Raw genomic sequence first — 21,487 nt, forward strand, 5'->3', positions numbered from 1 at the left:
TTTTTTATACATATACTATTATTACGCTTCTAAACGAATCATTTCAAGTCTCAACACTTCTAATTTTTGTACGCACTCTTCTTTTTTCTGTTTGTCATCCTCCATCATTGCATCATATAAAGTTGCTAATTCATAATCTAACTCCAAACGTAGCACCGGTATTCTCTTTTCAGCATCTGTTCTCTTTAACGCATTAATCACCTGTCTCATATTATTTGCCTCCTCCCAATATTCGTCTGCCCTCGGACTAGAATTAATTCAATTTTCTGATTTTTTGTTTTATACTATACTATGTTGGATAAATCATCTATGCAACAAAATTATATTTTTTTATTTAAATTTTTTTGTGCTGTTTTTTTTATGAATAGTACAAGCTATGCTAAAATAAAAACAAAATAGGAGTTGGAGGAACAATCATGACACTACAAACATTCAAATCAACTGATTTTGATGTCTTTACAGTTGATGGTCTCGAAGAACGAATGAGTGCAATTAAAACGAACATTCATCCTAAGCTAGAAGCTTTAGGGGAACAGTTTGCAGAGTATTTATCCAAACAAACTGATGAGAACTTTTTTTATCATGTTGCAAAACATGCACGCCGCAAAGTCAATCCACCAAACGATACTTGGGTTGCTTTTTCAACAAATAAACGAGGATATAAAATGCTACCACATTTTCAAATTGGTTTATGGGGTACTCATGCCTTCATATACTTTGGTTTAATCTATGAGTGTCCACAAAAAGTGGAGACGGCTCACGCCTTCTTAGAACATTTAAATGATTTAAAAACAAATATTCCAAATGACTTCGTTTGGTCCATTGACCATACTAAACCAAGTGTAAAATTGCATAAAACGCTTGAAACAGAAGACTTACAAAAGATGATTGAACGTTTAGCTACTGTGAAAAAAGCAGAACTATTAGTTGGTATTCATATATCACCAGAGGAGTTTTCAGCAATGACCAACGAACAATTCCTTGCTAAGATTGAATCTACGATGCAATCACTCCTTCCTTTATATGCACTTTGTAATCGATAGTAGAAAACGGACAATTTATATTGTCCGTTTTTAGTTGTTATCACATTATATCACTTCAGTTTTTATTTTTCAAAATATTTTTTACATTTTCACAAGCTTTTGTTCTTCGACTTCTTTCGCCCTTTGAATAGTACGATATATAGAATATCCACTTACTTCTTGAAACTCTTTATCAATTTTCTTTTCTTCTGCTTTTGATGGAACAATCTCTTTAAAACGACGATATAATCCCATTAATTCTTCTCTTCTAATTCCTTTTTCATATGCCTTCTCAATTGCTTCATAAAACTTCACAATGGCAACCATTTCTTCATTTGACCAATCGTAATCTAACGGATATTGATATTCCATTTTGCACCTCATTTATCATTTCTACGTGTTTCATTATGCTATCTTAAAGAGAATTTTTTATTCTTCATTATAGCCACTCTGCATTATACACTATTTATTCATTTTAATGGAATTGTCTTCCTCTATGAGTTGACTTGGAAATAACTATTACACATACTCACCATAAAAATATTTTTTTATATACATCTATAATTATTGGTGATATAATGCTTTTGTTTTATAGAAAATAAAGTGTGACTACCATCCAAAAGGATTTTGTGAATGGCAGGAAAACAAGTCTCGTTTTAAAAGTTAATTACCTTACTTTCCTTTTAGAATGAGATGAAATCATATAAAACAAATTCTAATAAATATTACAAAAAAGAAGGGGTGTATAGATTGTCCCAATACGAAACACCATTGTTTACCGCTTTAGTTGAGCACAGTAAGCGAAATCCAATCCAATTCCATATTCCTGGTCATAAAAAAGGACAGGGCATGGATCCTGAATTTCGCGAATTTATTGGGCATAACGCATTAGCAATTGATTTAATTAATATTGCGCCACTCGATGATTTACATCATCCAAAGGGTATGATTAAAGAAGCACAGGATTTAGCTGCTGCTGCATTTGGTGCAGATCATACTTTCTTTTCTATTCAAGGTACAAGTGGCGCTATTATGACAATGGTGATGAGCGTTTGCGGTCCTGGTGACAAAATCCTAGTACCACGAAACGTGCATAAATCAGTAATGTCAGCTATTATTTTCTCAGGTGCAAAACCTATTTTCATGCATCCTGAAATCGATCCAAAACTTGGTATTTCTCATGGAATTACAATTCAATCTGTCAAAAAAGCACTTGAAGAACACTCAGATGCCAAAGGCTTACTTGTTATTAATCCAACCTACTTTGGCTTTGCTGCAGACTTAGAACAGATTGTACAATTAGCACATTCGTACGATATCCCTGTACTAGTCGATGAGGCTCATGGTGTTCATATTCATTTTCACGATGAATTACCGATGTCAGCGATGCAAGCTGGTGCAGATATGGCAGCAACAAGTGTTCACAAATTAGGAGGCTCTTTAACTCAAAGTTCTATTCTTAATGTGAAAGAAGGTCTTGTGAACGTAAAACATGTTCAATCTATTATTAGCATGCTTACGACTACATCAACTTCTTACATCTTATTAGCATCTCTTGATGTAGCAAGAAAACGTCTTGCTACAGAAGGAACAGCGCTCATAGAACAAACAATACAATTAGCTGAACATGTTCGTGATGCTATAAATGCTATTGAGCACCTTTACTGTCCTGGAAAAGAAATGTTAGGTACAGACGCTACTTTTAACTATGATCCTACAAAGATAATTGTGTCTGTGAAAGATTTAGGTATTACCGGCCATCAGGCTGAAGTATGGCTTAGAGAGCAATATAACATTGAAGTAGAACTCTCCGATTTATACAACATACTATGTCTTATCACTTTTGGAGATACAGAAAGCGATACAAATACGCTTATTGCAGCATTACAAGATTTAGCGGAAACATTTAGAAATAGGGCAGATAAAGGTGTTCAAGTACAAGTAGAAATTCCAGAAATACCGGTGCTAGCACTTTCTCCACGAGATGCTTTTTATTCAGAAACAGAAGTCATTCCATTTGAAAATGCGGCAGGTCGTATTATAGCTGATTTTGTTATGGTTTATCCACCAGGGATTCCAATCTTTACTCCGGGGGAAATTATTACACAAGATAACTTAGAGTATATTCGTAAAAATTTAGAAGCAGGTTTACCTGTACAAGGTCCTGAAGATATGACATTACAAACATTACGTGTTATTAAAGAGTACAAGCCTATCAGTTGATAGGCTTTTCTTTCACCTTTTTTCCCTTTCTTCATACGCTACTAAAGAATGTAACGTATAGGTGGGGATACCATTATGATTGTAATAGGTCGTTCTATTGTACACCCTTATATCACAAATGAATATGAGCCATTTGCAGCTGAGAAGCAACAAATTTTATCCATAATGGCAGGAAATCAAGAAGTTTATTCCTTCCGAACTGCTGACGAACTCAGCTTTGATTTAAATTTGCGAGTTAATATTATTATTTCTGCATTAGAACTTTTTCAAAGTGGATTTCAGTTTCGTACGTTTCAACAATCCTTTTGCAACCCCCAGTTTTGGAAAAGAACATCTTTAGGGGGATTCCAACTACTTCCAAATATACCACCTTCTATTGCCATACAAGATATTTTCAAAAACGGGAAACTATATGGGACTGAATGCGCAACCGCTATGATAATTATTTTTTACAAAGCTTTACTATCATTGTATGAGGAAGAAACCTTCAATCGCCTCTTTGCAAATCTTTTACTTTATACTTGGGACTACGATCAAGATTTAAAACTCATAACAAAAACAGGTGGCGACCTTGTTCCTGGCGATCTCGTTTACTTTAAAAACCCACAAGTGAATCCAGCTACGATTGAGTGGCAAGGAGAAAACACAATCTATCTAGGAAATTTCTTTTTTTACGGACATGGCGTAGGTGTAAAAACAAAAGAAGAAATTATCTACTCATTAAATGAACGACGCGTCCCTTACGCTTTTATTTCAGCTTTTTTGACCGATACTATTACTCGTATTGATAGCCGTATAATGAGTCAATACGCCTCTCCAAACACACCACAAACAGCCATAGGGTTTATTCCGATTAGAGATGATGCAATCGTTGCTACAGTTGGCCATACAACTACAATTTATTAAAAAAAGCGCCTACACATGTAGGCGCTTTTTTTAATAATTAAGCTTTTGTATGTTCTTTATGGTCACATTCGCAATGAGATCCACATTTCCCATATAATACTGTTGATTTTTCATCTTCAAAATGTGCGATTGTTCCTTCACATACTTGGCATACGATTGTTCCCATTTTTCATTTCCCCCTGATTTTTAATAGTAATCTACTTATTTATCATTAAGCTTTCGCATTATCTCTATTAGCACAATCACAATTTGTACCACATTTCCCGTAAAGTACTGTCGTTTTCTCATCTTCAAAATGTGCGATTGTTCCTTCGCATACTTGACATACGATTGTTCCCATTTTTCATTTCCCCCTAAGTTTATGGTCCTAAAAACTTTCAGTTGTCCATGTCCTATCAATTATTGGGCTTTTGTATGCTCTGTGTGATCACATCCGCAAGATCCACATTTCCCGTAAAGTACCGTTACTTTCTCATCCTCGAAGTGTGCAATTGTACCTTCACAATCTTGACATACGATTGTTCCCATTTTTCATTTCCCCCTAAGTTTATAATCCCAAAAACTTTTGTAACCGCTTAACTTTCTGTCTTTATTTTAATATGTTATACTTTTTACGTCAATAGGTTTTTAGTATAACACATTAAATATTTTAATTTTAAATTAGTATGCGATATTAACACAAAAAAACAGCCATATTTATACGTACGACTGTTTCAAATTAATTATTCTTCATATTCTGCATGCAATGAAGTAGATGGAACGAGAAATTTAAAAAACTGAGCTAACTCCGCTGCTTCCTCTTGAGATCCTAACTTGAAAATTTCCTGCAAATATTGAACATTCTCCACATCATCTCGTCCAAGTAAAGTAGACCTCCCTGTTTGCATGCAAACAATGAGTGGCTTTCCAAAAAACATATTTGTATAAATAACACCAAAATCATACCGAGTATCGTGTGTCATAAACCCCAAAAATCGTACCTTCACACTTTCATGTTCATCATACAATTTTTCAAACATCGGTTTCCACCTTTCTACATCACTTTCATTAGTATATTAAACAAAAAAAGGAATACTCCTTTCAATTGTCAAAAAATTCAGTAGGATGTAATATGATAGTATTCTACTAAGTTAGGGGGAACTTATATGCAGCATGCCTTTATTACGCTTGTACCTAAATCCAATCAACACTCTGTTTCAACAGATGATATAAAACAACTTTTTCAGTACTATAAAACAGTTACTTCCCAAACCGGAGTTCAAATTAATTACGCTTATACAAATACCGCTTTTCCTTATGAAATTTTAGATACATCAGCAACAACATTAAAGCTTCAATCCAGTCATGATCGATATGACTCAATTTATGTCGGTGTTGGAATAGAAAATGAACAATCTTTCATTCAAATTTCTTTACCCTCTAATGCAACATTTGGTGATAAAGGGAAAGCAAATGAATTTTGCCGTTTTCTAGCGAAGAAATTAGAAGGAGAATTACAATTATTTAATGGAAGGATAATGTATTTCTATAAACGTTAGTTTAAAAACAAAAATAAACGATTAGAAAAATCATACTATTCGTGCAAGTGAGAAGCATTGCTTTTCTCCTTGCACTTAGTATGACATACGCTATCACATACGCTAAATAAAAGAATATGAGAAAAAGAAAAATTTTATAATGAAGTTTATCACGACTTGACAATAATAACACTGCTGAAAATCCACTCCATAAAACTAGATGTAAAAATGAAACTAGCGTAATTTTCATAGCGTTACCTCCTATTTCTTCTATTATATTGTGCAGCCCATCCCTCTCCTTATTTTAAAAACAAACTTCTACGTGTATAAAATATTTGAAGCTTCTACTTACTCTATGATTTATCTTCTACCATTTATGTAAGCTCTTAACTATTTTATATGCCAAAACTTCCTCGTTTTTTACGTTACATTCTCTTTCTTTCCTTACAATATAGATTATTCCATTAGTAGCGTGGTATAATTCCTTTGGATTAACTATAGAAAGGAATCAATGATACATGGTATTTAGTAACCTATTTTTTTATGTCTTTTTTTACCTGCAATTCTTCTAGTGTACTATTCAGTACGTAAAGAATAACAAAACATCGTTCTTTTGTTATTTAGTTTATTATTTTATGCCTGGGGAGAGCCTATATATGTCTTCCTTATGCTTTTTTCTATTTTCATTAACTATTGGTTCGGGTTATGGCTTAATACAGGACAAATATCTAATACAAATAGAAAACTCATTCTTACTATAGCAATCGTCGTCAATATTGCTATAGTAGGATATTTTAAATATGCTAATTTCTTAGTAGATAATATAAACGGGATTTTTCATACAAACATTGTACTCGAAAAAATCCCATTACCAATCGGGATTTCATTTTTCACTTTCCATGCAATGAGTTATATTATTGATATTTACAAAAGAAAAGTAGAGGCTCAGCGAAATCTGTTTGATTTGGCGCTATACTTTACTATTTTCCCTCAATTAGTTGCGGGACCAATTGTTCGGTATAACACAATAGCTCATCAATTACATGTTAGAACCGTTAATGCTGATATGTTTTCAGAAGGCATTCGTCGTTTTATCCTTGGATTAGGAAAAAAAGTTTTGATTGCAAATCAATTGGGAGCTATTGCCGATGAAATATTTGCAATGGACCCAGCAACAATGAGCGTATCTACTGCTTGGATTGGTGCGATCGCTTATACATTACAAATTTATTTCGATTTTTCAGGCTACAGTGATATGGCCATTGGATTAGGAAAAATGTTCGGGTTTGATTTCTTAGAAAACTTCAATTATCCGTATATATCAAAATCGATTTCTGAATTTTGGCGTCGCTGGCATATTTCCCTTGGTTCATGGTTCCGTGATTATGTCTATATCCCACTAGGTGGCAATCGAGTATCTAGCTGGAAAATCTATCGTAATCTCTTTATAGTATGGGCGCTAACAGGTTTTTGGCATGGGGCTAGTTGGACATTTATGATTTGGGGTATCTATTACGGATGTTTAATTGCTTTGGAAAAATCCGGTTTTGAGAAAATCTTGCAAAAATTATGGTGGCCAATTCAACATGTATACGTGCTGTTTTTAGTGATTATCGGTTGGGTTTTCTTCAGAGCTGACAACTTTAGCTACTGTTCTAAATTTTTACAAGCAATGTTCGGATTAAATGGATCGTTGACTGACATTACTAGTTATTTCTATGTGATGAATTATTGGGGAATCTTTATACTTGCAATAGTGACATCAGCTCCAATTTTCTCTTGGATCAAGACTCTATTTGTAAATAAAAAGATAGTACTTTTATCTCCACTTTACTATTTGAGTGTTTTAATCATTACTATGATGTACTTAACGAATGCAACTTACAATCCATTTATTTACTTCCGCTTCTAAAGGAGGGCTAACTATGAAAAATTTAACTAATCGTATATTAATCACTGGATTTCTCGCTATTATTTTCGGGATGTGTATATGGACAGCCAAAATAATATATTGGGATAAAAAAAGTTTTTCTGATTTTGAAAACAGAGAATTAGCTTTAGATCCAGTCCTAACTATGGATACTATAAAATCCGGAAAATATTTCAAAGATACTGAATTACACTTTACAGATCATATTGCCGCACGAGATAAATTTATTGAAACTTACACAAAGTTGCAATTAAAATTCAATCGCACTTTTGTAAATAATAATTTCGTCACAGATGACGGTTTCATTTTGTCTGCACCTACAAATATTGATATGCGTGATCAAATAAAACAATCTGTAAGTGAACTAGACAACTTAAGAAATCAATTTACAAAAACAGAATTTTATTTCCTGTTAGCTCCAAGTAAACTAACGACATTTTCGTATAAGTACCCACCATATGTAGATCGTGGGTATGATCAAAAACATCGTGATTATTTTGTACAAGAATTACATCAATAAATTTTCCATTTATTGATGTTCTACCTGCTATTCAAAAAGAATTTACTCACGAACAATTAGAAGAACTATACTTTAAAACGGATCACCATTGGAATATGAAAGGTGCGTTTTATGCATACGAACAAACAATGAATTACATTGCTAATCACTCTAAAGTATTTACAGGAAATGTTGTTAATCGAGATGATTATAAAACCACTATAGAAGAACCTAATGGGCAATTTATCGGTAGTTGGAATAGACAATTATACAAATTAATAAAAACACCTGAAACAATTCCATATGTACAATTAAAAGAAAACCCAAATGTGTGGGATAATTATACTGTCTATCTCGGTCCAAAATCAGAAGAAACAAGTAAAATACCGATGAAAGAATTCTTTGCAGTGAACAAAAAGAAGCTTTCACCAGACTATGCATCGGTTTATCAAACAGACTATTCACAGATTAACATCTTAAATCCAAATGCAAAAAGTAAATTGCATGCTGTCATTATTAAAGATTCTTATGCAGATGCAACTTATCCTTTATTCGCACAAGAATTCGAACAAACAACTTTTATTGATCCACGATTTGGGGCAAGTAAAAATATTAAACAAGATCTTGAAAAACTAAATGCTGATATCGTCTTATTTCTTTATAATGACACTAGTACAAGTAAACAAATGTATCAATTTGAAAATAAAGAATAAAAAACAAGAGGTGAATCATTCCGATTCACCTCTTGTTTTTCTATTCATATAACACATACATAAAAAAACGTCTTCTAAATTTAGAAGACGTTTTTTTATTATTTTACAATGTGAATTGGCATTCCAAGAGCAACTTCAGCTGCTTCCATTGTGATTTCACCTAATGTTGGGTGAGCGTGGATTGTTTGAGCGATATCTTCAGCTGTCATTCCAGCTTCGATAGCTAAACCAATCTCAGAGATAATATCAGAAGCACCTGCGCCTGCAACTTGAGCACCTACAAGAAGACCATCTTCTTTACGTGTTACAAGTTGTAGGAAACCGTCAGTGCTGTTTAATGATAACGCACGACCGTTTGCAGCGAATGGGAACTTAGATACAGTTACAGTCATTCCTGCTTCTTCAGCTTGTTTCTTAGTGTAACCAACAGATGCTAATTCTGGATCAGTGAAGCATACTGCAGGAATTCCGATGTAATCGATAGCTGATGCATGGCCACTAATTGCTTCAACAGCTACTTTACCTTCGTAAGAAGCTTTGTGAGCTAATGGTGGTCCAGGAACGATATCACCGATTGCATAGATGTTTGGTACGTTTGTACGGCATTGCTCATCGATTTCGATGATACCGCGGTCAGTCATTTTAACTCCAACTTGCTCAAGACCGATTTCTTGAGTGTTTGGACGACGACCTACAGTTACTAATACGTAATCTGCTTCTACAGTTTGGATTTCACCTTTAACTTCGAAGCTAACTTTTACGCCAGTTTCTGTTTCTTCAACGCCTTTAGCCATAGCTTTTGTATGGATATTTACGTTACCTTTCTTTTGAAGAGCACGTTTAACAACAGAGCTCATTGCTTTTTCAAAACCAGCTAAGATTTCGTCGCCAGCTTCTACTACAGTAACTTCTGTACCGAAGTTAGCATATGCAGTACCTAATTCCATACCGATGTAACCGCCGCCGATTACAACAAGTTTTTTAGGAATTTCAGGTAAGCTTAAAGCACCTGTAGAGTTGATAACACGTTTAGAGTATTTGAATCCAGGAATTTCGATTGGTGTAGAACCAGTTGCAAGAACAGCATTTTTAAACGTATACGTTTGAGCTGCATCTTCAGTCATTACGCGTAATGTGTTAGCATCTACGAAGTAAGCTTCACCGCGAATGATTTCAACTTTATTACCTTTAAGAAGGCCTTCAACACCGCCAGTTAATTTCTTAACTACGCCGTTTTTCCATTCTTGAACTTTTGTAAAGTCAACTTTTACGTTCTCTGCAGTGATACCCATGTCATCAGAATGCATTGCATTCTCATAACGATGACCTGCATTGATTAACGCTTTTGAAGGAATACATCCAACGTTTAAGCATACGCCACCAAGGTTAGCTTTTTCAATGATTGCTACCTTTTGACCTAATTGTGCTGCACGAATTGCCGCAACGTATCCACCAGGACCTGCACCAACAACGACTGTATCTAATTCAATTGGGAAATCTCCTACTACCATTGTTATTACGCCTCCATTACTAATAATTGTGGGTCATTCAATAGACGTTTAATTTGGTTTAATGCTTTTTGAGCAGTTGCGCCGTCAATTAAACGATGGTCAAAGCTTAGAGATAATGCTAATACTGGAGCTGCAACGATCTCACCATTTTTCACAACTGGCTTCTCAGCGATACGGCCGATACCAAGGATTGCTACTTCTGGGTGATTGATAACTGGAGTGAACCATTGTCCACCTGCAGAACCAATGTTTGTAATTGTGCAAGAAGCACCTTTCATTTCAGTTGGAGCTAAACGACCTTCACGTGCTTTACCAGCAAGATCATTGATCTCGTTAGAAATAGTGAAGATAGACTTGCGATCTGTATCTTTAACAACTGGTACTAATAGACCTTTGTCTGTATCAGCTGCGATACCGATGTTGAAGTAATGTTTGTGAACTACTTCTTGAGATGCATCGTCTAAAGAAGTGTTTAACATTGGGTATTCACGTAATGCAGATGTTAAAGCTTTAACAACGTACGGAAGGTAAGTTAATTTAATACCTTTGTCAGCTGCAACAGCTTTGAACTTCTTACGGTGAGCAACAAGCTCAGTTACATCAACTTCATCCATTAATGTTACGTGAGGAGCTGTATGCTTAGAGTTAACCATTGCTTTCGCAATCGCTTTACGGATACCACTCATTTTCTCACGAGTTTCTGGATATTCACCAGCTGGGATTGGTTGTGCTTTTGGTGCTTCTTCTTTCGCTGCTGCTGGAGTAGCTTCTACTGCTGCTGGAGCCTCAGTTGCTGCTACAGTTTGTCCACCATTTGCAAATGCATCGATGTCAGCTTTCACAACGCGACCGTTCTTACCAGATCCAGCTACTTTATGAATATCTACACCTTTTTCACGAGCATATTTACGAACAGATGGCATAGCGATAACGCGCTCATTTACTACTTCTGCAGTTGCTGCTGGAGTAGCTTCCGCTGCTGGAGCTTCTACTGCTGCTTCTTCAGCTTTTGGAGCTTCATCATGATCGTCACCTTTAAATTTAAGGTTTTCGTATCCAGGAGCATCAAATTTAATTAATGTATCTCCTACAATTGCAACTGTTCCTTCTTCTACAAGTACTTCAAGTACTTTACCTTTAACAGGAGAAGGGATTTCTACTACTGCTTTATCATTTTGTACTTCAAGAAGTACATCGTCTTCATTTACTTCATCGCCTGGTTTAATAAACCATTTTACGATTTCACCTTCGTGGATACCTTCACCGATATCTGGTAGTTTAAATTCAAATGCCACGGAATTCAGCCCCCTGATTCATTTCATTATTATGGAATATGTACAAAAGAAACCAGCATGTGCTGATTTCTTTTGCACATGAAAAACTAAAAATTAGAAGTTCATTACTTTGTTAACAGCTTCAACAATATCTTTATGGTTTGGTAACCATACGCTCTCAGCTTGAGAGAATGGGAATACTGTATCAGCAGCTGCAACACGTACAACTGGAGCTTCTAAGTTTAAGATTGCACGGTCGTTAATTTCCGCTACAACGTTAGCTGCAATACCAGCTTGTTTTTGAGCTTCTTGAACTACAACTACGCGGCCTGTTTTTTCAACAGAAGCGATGATTGTTTCGATATCTAATGGTTGAACTGTACGTAAGTCAACAACCTCTAAAGAGATACCTTCTTTTTCAAGTTCTTCAGCAGCTTTTAATGCAGCATGAACCATAGCACCATAAGCGATAACAGATACATCTGTACCTTCACGTTTGATATCAGCTTTACCTAAATCAATTGTGTATTCACCTTCTGGTACATCTTGACGGAATGAACGGTACAATTTCATATGCTCTAAGTAGATAACTGGATCGTTGTCACGAATCGCAGAGATTAAAAGACCTTTTGCATCGTATGGAGTAGATGGAATAACAACTTTTAGACCAGGTTGTTGAGCCACTAATCCTTCTAAGCTATCAGCATGTAGTTCAGGAGTATGAACACCGCCACCGAATGGAGAACGAACTGTTACTGGAGCAGTCCAACGTCCGCCAGAACGGTAACGCATACGAGCTAATTGACCAGAAATTGAATCCATTACTTCATAAACGAAACCGAAGAATTGGATTTCTGGAACTGGACGGAATCCTTCAAGTGCAAGTCCAACTGCAAGTCCACCAATACCAGACTCTGCAAGTGGAGTATCCATTACACGATCTTCACCGAATTCAGCTTGTAAACCTTCAGTAGCACGGAATACACCGCCGTTTACACCAACGTCTTCACCAAACACAAGTACGTTAGGGTCATTTTTCATTTCAACGCGTAAAGCATCAGTGATTGCTTGAATCATTGTCATTTGAGCCATGGCTTACTTCGACTCCTTTTCTTTGTAAATTTCATATTGTTCAGCTAAGTTGTAAGGCATTTTTTCGTACATGATTTCCATTAAATCAGTAACTTTTTGTTTTGGAGCTTGGTCAGCCTTAGCAATTGCTTGTTTGATATCTTCTTTTGCTTCTTCAATTACTTTCTCTTCAACTTCTTGAGACCATAGGCCTTTAGCTTCTAAGAACTTACGGAAGCGTACGATTGGATCTTTTTGTTCCCATTCGTTTTCGATATCTTTTGTACGGTAACGAGTTGGATCATCACCAGCCATTGTATGTGGACCATAACGGAATGTTAAAGTCTCGATTAAAGTAGGGCCTTCACCATTTACTGCGCGCTCACGAGCGAAAGCAGTTGCTGCGTATACAGCTAATGGATCCATACCGTCTACTTGAATTCCGTAAATACCTGCTGCTACTGCTTTTTGTGCTACAGTTTTAGCTGCAGATTGCTTTTCTACTGGAGTAGAGATTGCATAACGGTTGTTTTGAACAACGAAGATTGCTGGAGCTTTGAATGCACCTGCAAAGTTCATACCTTCGTAGAAGTCACCTTGTGAAGCACCACCGTCACCAGTGTAAGTAATTGCAACAGATTTTTTACCACGTAGTTTCATACCTAACGCAACACCAGCAGTTTGGATGATTTGCGCACCGATAATGATTTGTGGAGCTAGTGCATTTACATTCTCAGGCATTTGGTTACCCATGAAGTGTCCACGAGAGAATAAGAATGCTTGATATAATGGTAATCCGTGCCATACTAATTGTGGTACATCACGGTATCCTGGTAAGATAAAGTCTTCTGCTTCAAGTGCGAAATGACTTGCTAATTGAGAAGCTTCTTGTCCAGCTGTAGGTGCGTAGAAACCTAAACGTCCTTGACGGTTTAAAGAAATAGAACGTTGATCTAGTACGCGAGTATACACCATACGACGCATTAATTCTTTTAATTGATCATCAGATAATTCAGGCATAGCTGCTTCATTCACAACTTCGCCATTTTCATTTAAAATTTGTAATGTTTCAAATTGAGCTGCGATAGCTTTCATTTGCTCATCAACATTAAATAGGGTCTTTTTTGTTTTAGTACCCATTCCGTTCACCTCTTCCTCTCTTGAACCATATTCTGAAACGCTTTCACTGGCTATTTTCCAGTTTAAAAAGCGCAACGATGTAAACCAACATGTTTGTCTGTCGGTTGAGAATAATTTTGTGTACCTAACAATCTGTACTAATGTTTTTTCAGAAACATATTAATACAATCTTGATCACGTTTTTTAGTTTACAACTATTCTAATTACGATGTCAATTACTTTGAATACGTTTTTTTATAAATAATATGCAGGTTTCTATTACACAAACGTGTTTTTATTTTTCACATCTGTATTAGTAAGCATTGACCCACTGTTATATTATTCCCTTTTTCACTTATTTTTTCTCTTAGAATAATATGTAAACGATTTAATTCTCTTTAGTTTTTCTCTCTTCGTAACAAAAATATACAAACTCTTCTTCCTTTTTTAGGTAAATACCTATACATCACCACACTCTCTTCCATACATTATAGTAACCGCAGTATTAGCGGGAAATGAAAAAGGAGGTCATCTCATGTACGGATACTCATATTGCTATCCAACTTGTTCATATCCTTCCTACGGTTATGGCGGTTCTTGTGGCGGATCTGGACGCGGCTTTGCCTTAATCGTTGTGTTGTTTATCCTTTTAATTATCGTTGGTGCTGCTTGCATTCGCTAATGTAAAATGAAACAACTATGGAAAGAAACAGACGGCTTTGCCGTCTTTTCTTTTTATCTCATACATAACTCCTCTATAGAAGAACGATTTGCAAATAGTTACCCTTACTTGCCGATGACTTTTCTCATCTCCTTTGGTAGACTAAAGAGGAAAGGAGAGATTACATATGCTTACAATGAACGATGTAATTCGCGAAGGAGATCCTATTTTGCGAGATGTTGCAGAAGAGGTGTCGTTACCAGCGAGTGAAGAAGATACAAATACCCTTAAAGAAATGATTGATTTTGTAATAAATAGCCAGGATCCTGAACTGGCTGAAAAATACAGTTTACGCCCTGGAATCGGATTAGCAGCTCCACAAATCGGTATTTCAAAGAAAATGATTGCGGTTCATGTAACTGATACGAACGGTACGTTATATAGCCATGCATTATTCAATCCAAAAATCATTAGTCATTCTGTTGAACGTACATATTTACAAAGCGGTGAAGGGTGTCTATCTGTAGACCGCGAAGTACCTGGCTATGTCCCTCGTTACACAAGAATTACAGTGAAAGCAACATCTATTAATGGAGAAGAAGTAAAATTACGCTTAAAAGGCTTACCGGCAATTGTATTCCAACATGAGATTGATCATTTAAATGGTGTTATGTTCTATGACCATATTAATAAAGAAAATCCATTTACCGCTCCTGATGATTCAAAACCTTTAGAGCGCTAATAATAAAAAGGCGGGAATTAATCTCCCGCCTTTTTATTTTATGAAATGGGTTCCATATTTACTTATAACAGGCCAGCCCATTTTAATCCATGATATATACCGTCTTCACTTACATCCTTTGTCACATGATTTGCAAGTTTTTTCAAATCTTCATGACCATTCCCCATCACAATGCCCGTCCCAACTGCTTCAATCATTTCTAAATCGTTTAAACCATCCCCAAATGCATACACTTGTTCACGGCTAAATCCTAATTTTCCAATGAACTTCTCAATCCCTTTTGCCTTAGAACCACCATTAGGAATGATATCCATTGAATACGCATGCCAACGAATAAAATGAAAATCTGGATATTGATTAATAAACTTTTCCTCTTCATTTACTTCACAAAAAAGAAGCGTTTGATAAATATCGCGTTTTTCGTAAAAATCAGGTTCATATGCCGGATGCTCGAACTGCAAGCTTCCAAAACCTTCTTTCACATAATCATGATATTCCACTGTCGCTCTCATTTCTTGATGGTCAAGATATACAAGTGGATATCCTTCTTGTTTTGCAAACTGAGTAAACTTATGCAAGGCAGCTGGGTGTAACGGATTATTAAATACTACTTCATCTTCAAAGACAACATACTGTCCATTAAAACTAACATAATTATGTATATTGAGTTCCTTACGAATATCTTCAAACATAAACGGTGCGCGTCCTGTCGCAATTGCTACATGCACCCCTTTTTCCTGCAAATGTCTTACTGCATCTCGTGTAGATTGCGGAATTTTTTTATCGTGATCTAATAATGTTCCATCAATATCAAAAAAGACAATTTTATCATTCATTTGTCAAAACCCTTTCTGGCACTCTTTACTCCTATTTTGATAATCGCTTTTCAAATTCTAAAAAAAAGTATAACATATTAAACATCTGTGAAGAAAGCGTTCACTTTCTGACCTTATTTATGAAACATGCATATATATATTAGTAAAAAGGGTGAATACTTGTTCTAATGAATTTTCTTGTCCATTCTTCCTCATACTATATCTATAACTAACGGCTACTAATCGTTACTATAGAATAACTTTCACTGTATGAGAAAGGACAAGGTTTTCCATTCACTTTCCCCTCTTTCTTATGTCAGAGATAGAGTTTTCACTAGTAATATGCATGTTTAGAATAAGGAAAGGAAGGAGTAATCATGCTGAAGAAGCTGAAGAAAAAGCTTAAGCGTTATTTAAACGATTTAGTCCGGAAGAAGACAATCGCTTAAATTATGCCCATTTCGGGCTTTTTCTTCATTCTCATTCGAAAAAACATGAAAATCGTGACTGTTTGCTTTATAATAAGTAACAGATAATGCAAAACATAGACAAGGAGAGGTTTTCCAAATGATTTTTAAAGTATTTTATCAAGAAAAATTAACTGAGGTCCCAGTACGTGAAAATACAAAAGTTGTATATTTAGAGGCTACGTCTGAAAAGGATGTTCGTAAAAAATTAAATAAGTTCGCATATAATATCGAGTTTGTTCAGTCTGTTACTGGCGCTCATCTTGAATATGAAAAACAAAACGCTGATTTAGTATTAGCGGAGATTGTATAGCCATATGAAATTTCTAAAAAATGATCAAGTTGCCGTTTTTGCTCTCGGTGGTCTTGGTGAAATCGGTAAAAATACATATGCTGTTCAATTTCAAGATGAAATTATTATAATTGACGCTGGAATTAAATTTCCAGAAGACGAACTCCTCGGGATCGATTATGTAATACCTGATTACACTTATTTTGTGCGAAACGAAGATAAAATTAAAGGCTTATTCATTACACATGGTCACGAAGATCATATCGGTGGAATCCCTTATCTATTACGTCAAGTAAACATTCCAATTTACGGTGGAAAATTAGCAATTGCACTAATAAAAAACAAATTAGAAGAGCACGGATTACTTCGTAAAGCGAAGCTTTATGAAATTCAAGAAGATGATGTTATTAAATTTAAAAAGACATCTGTTTCCTTCTTCCGTACAACTCACAGTATTCCGGATTCATACGGAGTTGTTGTGAAAACACCTCAAGGACAAGTCGTTCATACAGGTGATTTCAAATTCGATTTCACACCAGTCGGTGAGCCAGCAGATTTAACAAAAATGGCTGAAATCGGAAAAGACGGTGTACTTTGTCTCTTATCTGACAGTACAAACAGTGAAGTTCCAAACTTTACGATGTCTGAGCGCCGTGTTGGCGATAGTATTCAAGATATATTCCGCAAAGTAGAAGGTCGTATTATCTTCGCAACCTTTGCATCGAATATCCATCGCTTACAACAAGTTGTTGAGGCTGCTGTTGAAAATAATCGTAAAGTAGCTGTATTTGGTCGAAGTATGGAAGCAGCTATCGAGATTGGACAAAACCTTGGGTATATCCGATGTCCAAAAGATACATTCATAGACACATCTCAACTAAACCGCCTACCAGCTAATAAAGTGGTTATTTTATGTACTGGTAGTCAAGGTGAACCAATGGCAGCACTTTCCCGTATTGCGAATGGTACTCATCGTCAAATTCAAATTATTCCTGGCGACACAGTTGTTTTCTCGTCTTCACCAATCCCTGGTAACACAATTAGTGTAAGCCGTACAATTAATATGTTGTATCGTGCTGGTGCTAATGTAGTCCATGGCAAGCTGTCAAACATTCATACGAGTGGACATGGCGGACAAGAAGAGCAAAAACTAATGCTACGTCTAATTAAACCAAAGTATTTCATGCCAATTCATGGTGAATATCGTATGCAACGTATGCATATGAAATTAGCGAATGATTGCGGTATTCCAGAAGAGAACTGTTTCATCATGGATAACGGAGATGTTCTTGCCTTGCGTTCAGATGAAGCAAGTGTAGCTGGAAAAATTCCATCTGGTTCTGTCTATATTGATGGAAATGGTATTGGAGATATCGGTAATATCGTATTACGCGATCGTCGCATCCTTTCTGAAGAAGGGCTTGTAATTGTAGTTGTAAGCATTGATATGAAAGAATTTAAAGTTGCAGCAGGACCTGATATCATCTCGCGTGGTTTCGTTTATATGCGTGAAAGCAGCGATTTAATTAACGATGCTCAAACATTGATTACAACACATTTAGAAAAAGTAATGGAACGTAAAACAACACAATGGTCTGAAATTAAAAATGAGATTACAGACACATTAGCACCATTCCTATACGAAAAAACGAAACGTCGCCCAATGATTTTACCAATCATTATGGAAATATAAGAAAAAGGACAATGCCTTCATGGCATTGTCCTTTTCTCTTATCTTAAAAAGTGTTTAAAACGATCTACTTCGTCATCATGACCAATTACAATTAATATATCCCCCGCTTGAATATTTTCCGTAGCTCGAGGAGAGACGATAACTTCTTTACCACGTTTAATTGCTACAATATTCAATCCAAACTTCGCACGAATATCTAATTCAATTAAAGAGTGCCCATCAATTTTTTTATTTGCAATAATCTCTACAATACTATGCTCATCTGAAAGCTCAAGATAGTCTAATACATTACTTGATGCAATATTATTAGCAATCCGTTTTCCCATATCACGCTCTGGATGTACAATGTGATCTGCACCTATCTTACTTAATACTTTTTCATGATAGTCATTTTGAGCTTTTACAGTAATATTTTTTACACCTAACTCTTTCAAAATTAACGTTGTTAAAATACTTGAATTTAAATTATCTCCAATAGCAACGACTACATGATCAAAATTACGAATGCCGAGACTTTTCAATACCATCTCATCTGTTGAATCTGCAATTACAGCATGTGAAGCTATATTTGCAAACTCATTAATTTTATCCTCATCTGAATCAATTGCCATTACTTCCATACCTAATTGAGCTAGTTCTCGGCAAATACTTCCACCGAAACGCCCAAGCCCGATGACAGCAAATTCTTTTTCTTTCTCACTCACAGGAATTCCTCCAATAACTTCAAGTACTATGTATTTTCATTGTAACATACTTTATATACGTCACAAAAACGTGTAAATCATACTTATTTTTGTTTCTGTATATAAAAATATTGTTGTAAATAAAAGGCGATACCAACAAGTAACATACCAAATACAAATATATTTCCAAACGAACTAAATGTTTCAAAAACGAACAATAACGTTTCTTGGCCGAAAAAAGCAAATAGAAGCTGCGTAAAAGCAAATACAAGCGCCCATATGTAATGATGTTGATGGAATAAATAATGCGTTGCGCCTAAAAAAGCAATAAATGAAACGATGAAAATCCACCAATTTTCTAACAACAGTTGCCAATTAGAAAATTGGTATCCATTCACTAATATCGCAATAATCCCGATAACCGCCATTGTTGGCACACTCCAGAATAGTGCTCGCCCTCTAAAGAAGCGGGTACCTTGAACATCTCCTTTTTCATATGCAATGTATGTTAGTACTACTGTACTTATATACAAAACAGAAAGAATCGTTAAAACGATAATAAGCCAAAAGTGTAATTGATAATATTCATGCTCTATATTTGTCACGATTGCAGCTAGCATACACGGGATTAACATTCCCGTCCAACCATCTACTTTTCTTTCATTCCAAAAGACCGTATTACCAATTCGTATACCTAGCAGCATAAAAATAATGATACCTAGTACAAATAATGTAGTTTTATTCCCTACTAAACTCGTTGAGAAAGCAATTAATCCAATAAATAAAAAGAGCACAAACCCATTCATAATTTCTAGTACAGGTGATAAATACCTCTTCACCCATTTGTATGTTTCGTCATATTCATTATTATCTACTAGACGATAGGCATAAAAACTTATTCCAAAATAAACCGCCGCAATAATAACATACGCATATAAGACAAAACATAAAATCGCACTGCTAATTTGCACGTAATTCCCCACCCTTTTTTCTATGTTTCACATTGATTTTACACACTTTTCATACTAAAAGTAAACATATATAAGTTAGTCAAATAATTAATAATGAGCAGTGGCTAAAACCCCCTGCTCATTATTAAAACAGTACAATTAACTTTAATTCTTTCATTTGTATGTAAATGTCTAAAATCAATCTATACGAGCGTTACTTACACCTCAGAACAAAAAGTTTTTTGGAACCTTCAAGAAAGCGGAAGTTTTATTTTCTATTTCCTTTCCACTTTACATATTGGCTTAAAAATGTAATTGCCTTTTCAATCACTTCTTCGTCTGGTTTTAATTTCGCATGATGTAAACCATATTCTGAATTTACTCCAAGCCAAAACATAAATCCAGGGATTTCTCGAAGCATATAACCAAAATCTTCACCTGTCATTGCCTCAGTACATGTAATAACATTCATATCAGTTTGTTTATGTACAAATTGCATAAACTCTCTCGTTAACTCTTCGTGGTTATATACTTGATGATACATTGCTCCGTAATCTATAATCGCCTCACACTGGAAAGAAGCTTCGATACCTGCAACAATTGCCTCAATTCTGCTTTTCACACGCTTCATTGATTCCACTGATAATGTTCGAATCGTTCCTTCTAAACGAGATTTTTCTGCGATAATATTTTGAACTGTACCACCTGTTATTTTTCCAATTGTAATTACCGCACTGTCAAGAGGATTCACATTACGACTAATAACGGATTGAAGTTGTGTAACAAGGTGACTGGCTGCAACAATCATATCATTCGCAGTATGTGGATAAGCCGCATGTCCACCTTTTCCTTTTAAATCAACATATAATTCTGATGTATTCGCAAATAACAGACCTTCTTTTGTCGCAATTGTTCCTACAGCGTATTCTGGTGCAATATGAAGACCAAGAATTATATTAGGCTTCCATCCTTTTAGCTCTTCACTTTCTAACATAGGAAGAGCGCCACCTGGACCTTCTTCTGCCGGCTGGAATAGAAACACAAGGTCATCATCTATTCTTTCACTCACAGCTGCTGTTAGGAGGCCTAGACCAATTGTTGTATGCAAATCATGTCCACATGCATGCATCATTCCTTTATGTACAGAAGCAAATTCGTATCCAGTTTCCTCTGTTATTGGCAAACCATCTATATCTGCACGATAACCTATTGTTTTCTCTGGGCTTTTCCCATTTACTTTAACAATTACACCTGTTTTCCATGTTCTCACTTCCAAATATTCGTTAGGAAGTGTTTCTATATACTCTAAAATGTACTGTTGTGTTTTCCACTCTTTAAATCCAATTTCCGGGATTTTGTGTAAATCTCTACGAACTTGGACAAATTTACTTACTGTCAT

General features: G+C 35.5%; 23 protein-coding genes and 2 pseudogenes. 10 read left to right on the forward strand and 15 right to left on the reverse strand.

The genetic code is table 11. The features are described 5' to 3' along the window. Nucleotides 1-21: 21 nt before the first annotated feature. The gene (locus tag G9F74_RS01545) at nucleotides 22-210 is read right to left on the reverse strand and encodes a hypothetical protein (protein WP_001250164.1); all 189 of its coding nucleotides are present in this window, start codon (nucleotides 208-210) and stop codon (nucleotides 22-24) included. Nucleotides 211-416: 206 nt separating this feature from the next. Here G9F74_RS01545 and G9F74_RS01550 point away from each other — a divergent pair, with 206 nt between their 5' ends. Beyond that, nucleotides 417-1,043: a YktB family protein gene (locus G9F74_RS01550; RefSeq protein WP_000175079.1), complete on the forward strand. Its 627-nt coding sequence runs from the start codon at nucleotides 417-419 to the stop codon at nucleotides 1,041-1,043. An 81-nt stretch (nucleotides 1,044-1,124) separates the two neighbouring features. Here G9F74_RS01550 and G9F74_RS01555 read toward each other — a convergent pair whose 3' ends face one another. After that, nucleotides 1,125-1,394 carry a UPF0223 family protein gene (locus tag G9F74_RS01555; RefSeq protein ID WP_000456544.1) on the reverse strand — a complete coding sequence of 90 codons (270 nt, stop codon included), beginning with the start codon at nucleotides 1,392-1,394 and terminating at the stop codon, nucleotides 1,125-1,127. Nucleotides 1,395-1,772: 378 nt separating this feature from the next. Here G9F74_RS01555 and speA point away from each other — a divergent pair, with 378 nt between their 5' ends. Together speA and G9F74_RS01565 are read left to right on the forward strand one after the other, a co-directional pair. Further along, entirely contained in the window at nucleotides 1,773-3,245 is a 1,473-nt protein-coding gene (speA, locus tag G9F74_RS01560; protein ID WP_000084886.1) for an arginine decarboxylase, read from the forward strand. A 75-nt stretch (nucleotides 3,246-3,320) separates the two neighbouring features. Beyond that, the gene (locus G9F74_RS01565) at nucleotides 3,321-4,151 is read left to right on the forward strand and encodes a protein-glutamine gamma-glutamyltransferase (protein ID WP_000635336.1); all 831 of its coding nucleotides are present in this window, start codon (nucleotides 3,321-3,323) and stop codon (nucleotides 4,149-4,151) included. Nucleotides 4,152-4,188: 37 nt separating this feature from the next. Here G9F74_RS01565 and G9F74_RS01570 read toward each other — a convergent pair whose 3' ends face one another. The 4 genes from G9F74_RS01570 to G9F74_RS01585 all read right to left on the reverse strand — a co-directional run bounded on the left by G9F74_RS01570 (nucleotide 4,189) and on the right by G9F74_RS01585 (nucleotide 5,170). Beyond that, nucleotides 4,189-4,317, reverse strand: a complete 129-nt coding sequence (locus tag G9F74_RS01570; protein ID WP_000536785.1) for a GapA-binding peptide SR1P — start codon at nucleotides 4,315-4,317, stop codon at nucleotides 4,189-4,191. Between the two features lie 45 nt (nucleotides 4,318-4,362). Continuing rightward, entirely contained in the window at nucleotides 4,363-4,491 is a 129-nt protein-coding gene (locus G9F74_RS01575; RefSeq protein WP_000536788.1) for a GapA-binding peptide SR1P, read from the reverse strand. Nucleotides 4,492-4,550: 59 nt separating this feature from the next. Continuing rightward, on the reverse strand, nucleotides 4,551-4,679 hold the full coding sequence (locus G9F74_RS01580) for a GapA-binding peptide SR1P (RefSeq protein ID WP_000536778.1): 129 nt from the start codon (nucleotides 4,677-4,679) through the stop codon (nucleotides 4,551-4,553). Between the two features lie 194 nt (nucleotides 4,680-4,873). Then, nucleotides 4,874-5,170, reverse strand: coding sequence for a DUF3055 domain-containing protein (locus tag G9F74_RS01585; protein WP_000462039.1), 297 nt, complete (start codon nucleotides 5,168-5,170; stop codon nucleotides 4,874-4,876). Between the two features lie 126 nt (nucleotides 5,171-5,296). Here G9F74_RS01585 and G9F74_RS01590 point away from each other — a divergent pair, with 126 nt between their 5' ends. Then, on the forward strand, nucleotides 5,297-5,689 hold the full coding sequence (locus tag G9F74_RS01590) for a DUF1885 family protein (RefSeq protein ID WP_001163290.1): 393 nt from the start codon (nucleotides 5,297-5,299) through the stop codon (nucleotides 5,687-5,689). A gap of 1 nt (nucleotide 5,690) precedes the next feature. On the opposite strand, the gene G9F74_RS01595 is transcribed toward G9F74_RS01590, so the two are convergent. Further along, a complete protein-coding gene (locus G9F74_RS01595) occupies nucleotides 5,691-5,918 on the reverse strand; it encodes a hypothetical protein (RefSeq protein ID WP_000705227.1) in 228 nt (75 codons plus the stop codon). A gap of 268 nt (nucleotides 5,919-6,186) precedes the next feature. Between G9F74_RS01595 and G9F74_RS01600 the strand changes: the two are divergent. Both G9F74_RS01600 and G9F74_RS01605 read left to right on the forward strand, forming a co-directional pair. After that, nucleotides 6,187-7,580 (forward strand): annotated as a pseudogene (locus G9F74_RS01600) (MBOAT family O-acyltransferase). 13 nt (nucleotides 7,581-7,593) lie between these two features. After that, nucleotides 7,594-8,810, forward strand: a pseudogene (locus G9F74_RS01605) (DHHW family protein). A gap of 98 nt (nucleotides 8,811-8,908) precedes the next feature. Here G9F74_RS01605 and lpdA read toward each other — a convergent pair. The 4 genes from lpdA to pdhA all read right to left on the reverse strand — a co-directional run bounded on the left by lpdA (nucleotide 8,909) and on the right by pdhA (nucleotide 13,806). Next, on the reverse strand, nucleotides 8,909-10,321 hold the full coding sequence (lpdA, locus tag G9F74_RS01610; RefSeq protein WP_000260104.1) for a dihydrolipoyl dehydrogenase: 1,413 nt from the start codon (nucleotides 10,319-10,321) through the stop codon (nucleotides 8,909-8,911). Nucleotides 10,322-10,326: 5 nt separating this feature from the next. Then, nucleotides 10,327-11,616: a pyruvate dehydrogenase complex dihydrolipoyllysine-residue acetyltransferase gene (gene pdhC, locus G9F74_RS01615; protein WP_000863414.1), complete on the reverse strand. Its 1,290-nt coding sequence runs from the start codon at nucleotides 11,614-11,616 to the stop codon at nucleotides 10,327-10,329. 93 nt (nucleotides 11,617-11,709) lie between these two features. Continuing rightward, complete coding sequence (gene pdhB, locus G9F74_RS01620) at nucleotides 11,710-12,687, reverse strand: pyruvate dehydrogenase complex E1 component subunit beta (RefSeq protein ID WP_000068166.1); 978 nt, start codon at nucleotides 12,685-12,687, stop codon at nucleotides 11,710-11,712. Between the two features lie 3 nt (nucleotides 12,688-12,690). Then, nucleotides 12,691-13,806 (reverse strand): pyruvate dehydrogenase E1 component subunit alpha, encoded by a 1,116-nt coding sequence (gene pdhA, locus G9F74_RS01625; RefSeq protein ID WP_016109040.1) that lies wholly within the window; start codon nucleotides 13,804-13,806, stop codon nucleotides 12,691-12,693. A gap of 514 nt (nucleotides 13,807-14,320) precedes the next feature. Between pdhA and G9F74_RS01630 the strand changes: the two genes are divergently transcribed. Together G9F74_RS01630 and def are read left to right on the forward strand one after the other, a co-directional pair. Next, complete coding sequence (locus tag G9F74_RS01630; protein WP_000274562.1) at nucleotides 14,321-14,467, forward strand: YjcZ family sporulation protein; 147 nt, start codon at nucleotides 14,321-14,323, stop codon at nucleotides 14,465-14,467. 166 nt (nucleotides 14,468-14,633) lie between these two features. Then, nucleotides 14,634-15,188 (forward strand): peptide deformylase, encoded by a 555-nt coding sequence (gene def, locus G9F74_RS01635; protein WP_000957068.1) that lies wholly within the window; start codon nucleotides 14,634-14,636, stop codon nucleotides 15,186-15,188. Nucleotides 15,189-15,250: 62 nt separating this feature from the next. Here the strand turns inward: def and G9F74_RS01640 are convergent, their stop codons facing one another. Beyond that, entirely contained in the window at nucleotides 15,251-16,024 is a 774-nt protein-coding gene (locus G9F74_RS01640; protein ID WP_016109041.1) for a Cof-type HAD-IIB family hydrolase, read from the reverse strand. 546 nt (nucleotides 16,025-16,570) lie between these two features. Here G9F74_RS01640 and G9F74_RS01645 point away from each other — a divergent pair. Both G9F74_RS01645 and rnjA read left to right on the forward strand, forming a co-directional pair. Further along, nucleotides 16,571-16,783, forward strand: coding sequence for a DNA-dependent RNA polymerase subunit epsilon (locus G9F74_RS01645; RefSeq protein ID WP_000576438.1), 213 nt, complete (start codon nucleotides 16,571-16,573; stop codon nucleotides 16,781-16,783). Nucleotides 16,784-16,787: 4 nt separating this feature from the next. Next, nucleotides 16,788-18,455, forward strand: coding sequence for a ribonuclease J1 (gene rnjA, locus G9F74_RS01650; RefSeq protein WP_000670378.1), 1,668 nt, complete (start codon nucleotides 16,788-16,790; stop codon nucleotides 18,453-18,455). 38 nt (nucleotides 18,456-18,493) lie between these two features. Here the strand turns inward: rnjA and G9F74_RS01655 are convergent, their stop codons facing one another. The 3 genes from G9F74_RS01655 to G9F74_RS01665 form a co-directional block, all read right to left on the reverse strand. Then, nucleotides 18,494-19,159, reverse strand: a complete 666-nt coding sequence (locus G9F74_RS01655; protein ID WP_001290442.1) for a potassium channel family protein — start codon at nucleotides 19,157-19,159, stop codon at nucleotides 18,494-18,496. A gap of 83 nt (nucleotides 19,160-19,242) precedes the next feature. Continuing rightward, nucleotides 19,243-20,109 carry a hypothetical protein gene (locus G9F74_RS01660; protein WP_001167326.1) on the reverse strand — a complete coding sequence of 289 codons (867 nt, stop codon included), beginning with the start codon at nucleotides 20,107-20,109 and terminating at the stop codon, nucleotides 19,243-19,245. Nucleotides 20,110-20,356: 247 nt separating this feature from the next. Continuing rightward, the gene (locus G9F74_RS01665; protein ID WP_016109042.1) at nucleotides 20,357-21,487 is read right to left on the reverse strand and encodes an N-acetyldiaminopimelate deacetylase; all 1,131 of its coding nucleotides are present in this window, start codon (nucleotides 21,485-21,487) and stop codon (nucleotides 20,357-20,359) included.

Source organism: Bacillus sp. EKM202B (assembly GCF_011066025.1).
Classification (GTDB): Bacteria; Bacillota; Bacilli; order Bacillales; family Bacillaceae_G; genus Bacillus_A; species Bacillus_A toyonensis.

Coding starts and splice junctions, on each gene's coding strand:
- G9F74_RS01545 (WP_001250164.1), bottom strand. CDS start 210: ATGAGACAGGTGATTAATGCGTTAAAGAGAACAGATGCTGAAAAGAGA.
- G9F74_RS01550 (WP_000175079.1), top strand. CDS start 417: ATGACACTACAAACATTCAAATCAACTGATTTTGATGTCTTTACAGTT.
- G9F74_RS01555 (WP_000456544.1), bottom strand. CDS start 1,394: ATGGAATATCAATATCCGTTAGATTACGATTGGTCAAATGAAGAAATG.
- G9F74_RS01565 (WP_000635336.1), top strand. CDS start 3,321: ATGATTGTAATAGGTCGTTCTATTGTACACCCTTATATCACAAATGAA.
- G9F74_RS01570 (WP_000536785.1), bottom strand. CDS start 4,317: ATGGGAACAATCGTATGCCAAGTATGTGAAGGAACAATCGCACATTTT.
- G9F74_RS01575 (WP_000536788.1), bottom strand. CDS start 4,491: ATGGGAACAATCGTATGTCAAGTATGCGAAGGAACAATCGCACATTTT.
- G9F74_RS01580 (WP_000536778.1), bottom strand. CDS start 4,679: ATGGGAACAATCGTATGTCAAGATTGTGAAGGTACAATTGCACACTTC.
- G9F74_RS01585 (WP_000462039.1), bottom strand. CDS start 5,170: ATGTTTGAAAAATTGTATGATGAACATGAAAGTGTGAAGGTACGATTT.
- G9F74_RS01590 (WP_001163290.1), top strand. CDS start 5,297: ATGCAGCATGCCTTTATTACGCTTGTACCTAAATCCAATCAACACTCT.
- G9F74_RS01595 (WP_000705227.1), bottom strand. CDS start 5,918: ATGAAAATTACGCTAGTTTCATTTTTACATCTAGTTTTATGGAGTGGA.
- lpdA (WP_000260104.1), bottom strand. CDS start 10,321: ATGGTAGTAGGAGATTTCCCAATTGAATTAGATACAGTCGTTGTTGGT.
- pdhB (WP_000068166.1), bottom strand. CDS start 12,687: ATGGCTCAAATGACAATGATTCAAGCAATCACTGATGCTTTACGCGTT.
- pdhA (WP_016109040.1), bottom strand. CDS start 13,806: ATGGGTACTAAAACAAAAAAGACCCTATTTAATGTTGATGAGCAAATG.
- G9F74_RS01630 (WP_000274562.1), top strand. CDS start 14,321: ATGTACGGATACTCATATTGCTATCCAACTTGTTCATATCCTTCCTAC.
- def (WP_000957068.1), top strand. CDS start 14,634: ATGCTTACAATGAACGATGTAATTCGCGAAGGAGATCCTATTTTGCGA.
- G9F74_RS01640 (WP_016109041.1), bottom strand. CDS start 16,024: ATGAATGATAAAATTGTCTTTTTTGATATTGATGGAACATTATTAGAT.
- G9F74_RS01645 (WP_000576438.1), top strand. CDS start 16,571: ATGATTTTTAAAGTATTTTATCAAGAAAAATTAACTGAGGTCCCAGTA.
- rnjA (WP_000670378.1), top strand. CDS start 16,788: ATGAAATTTCTAAAAAATGATCAAGTTGCCGTTTTTGCTCTCGGTGGT.
- G9F74_RS01665 (WP_016109042.1), bottom strand. CDS start 21,487: ATGACAGTAAGTAAATTTGTCCAAGTTCGTAGAGATTTACACAAAATC.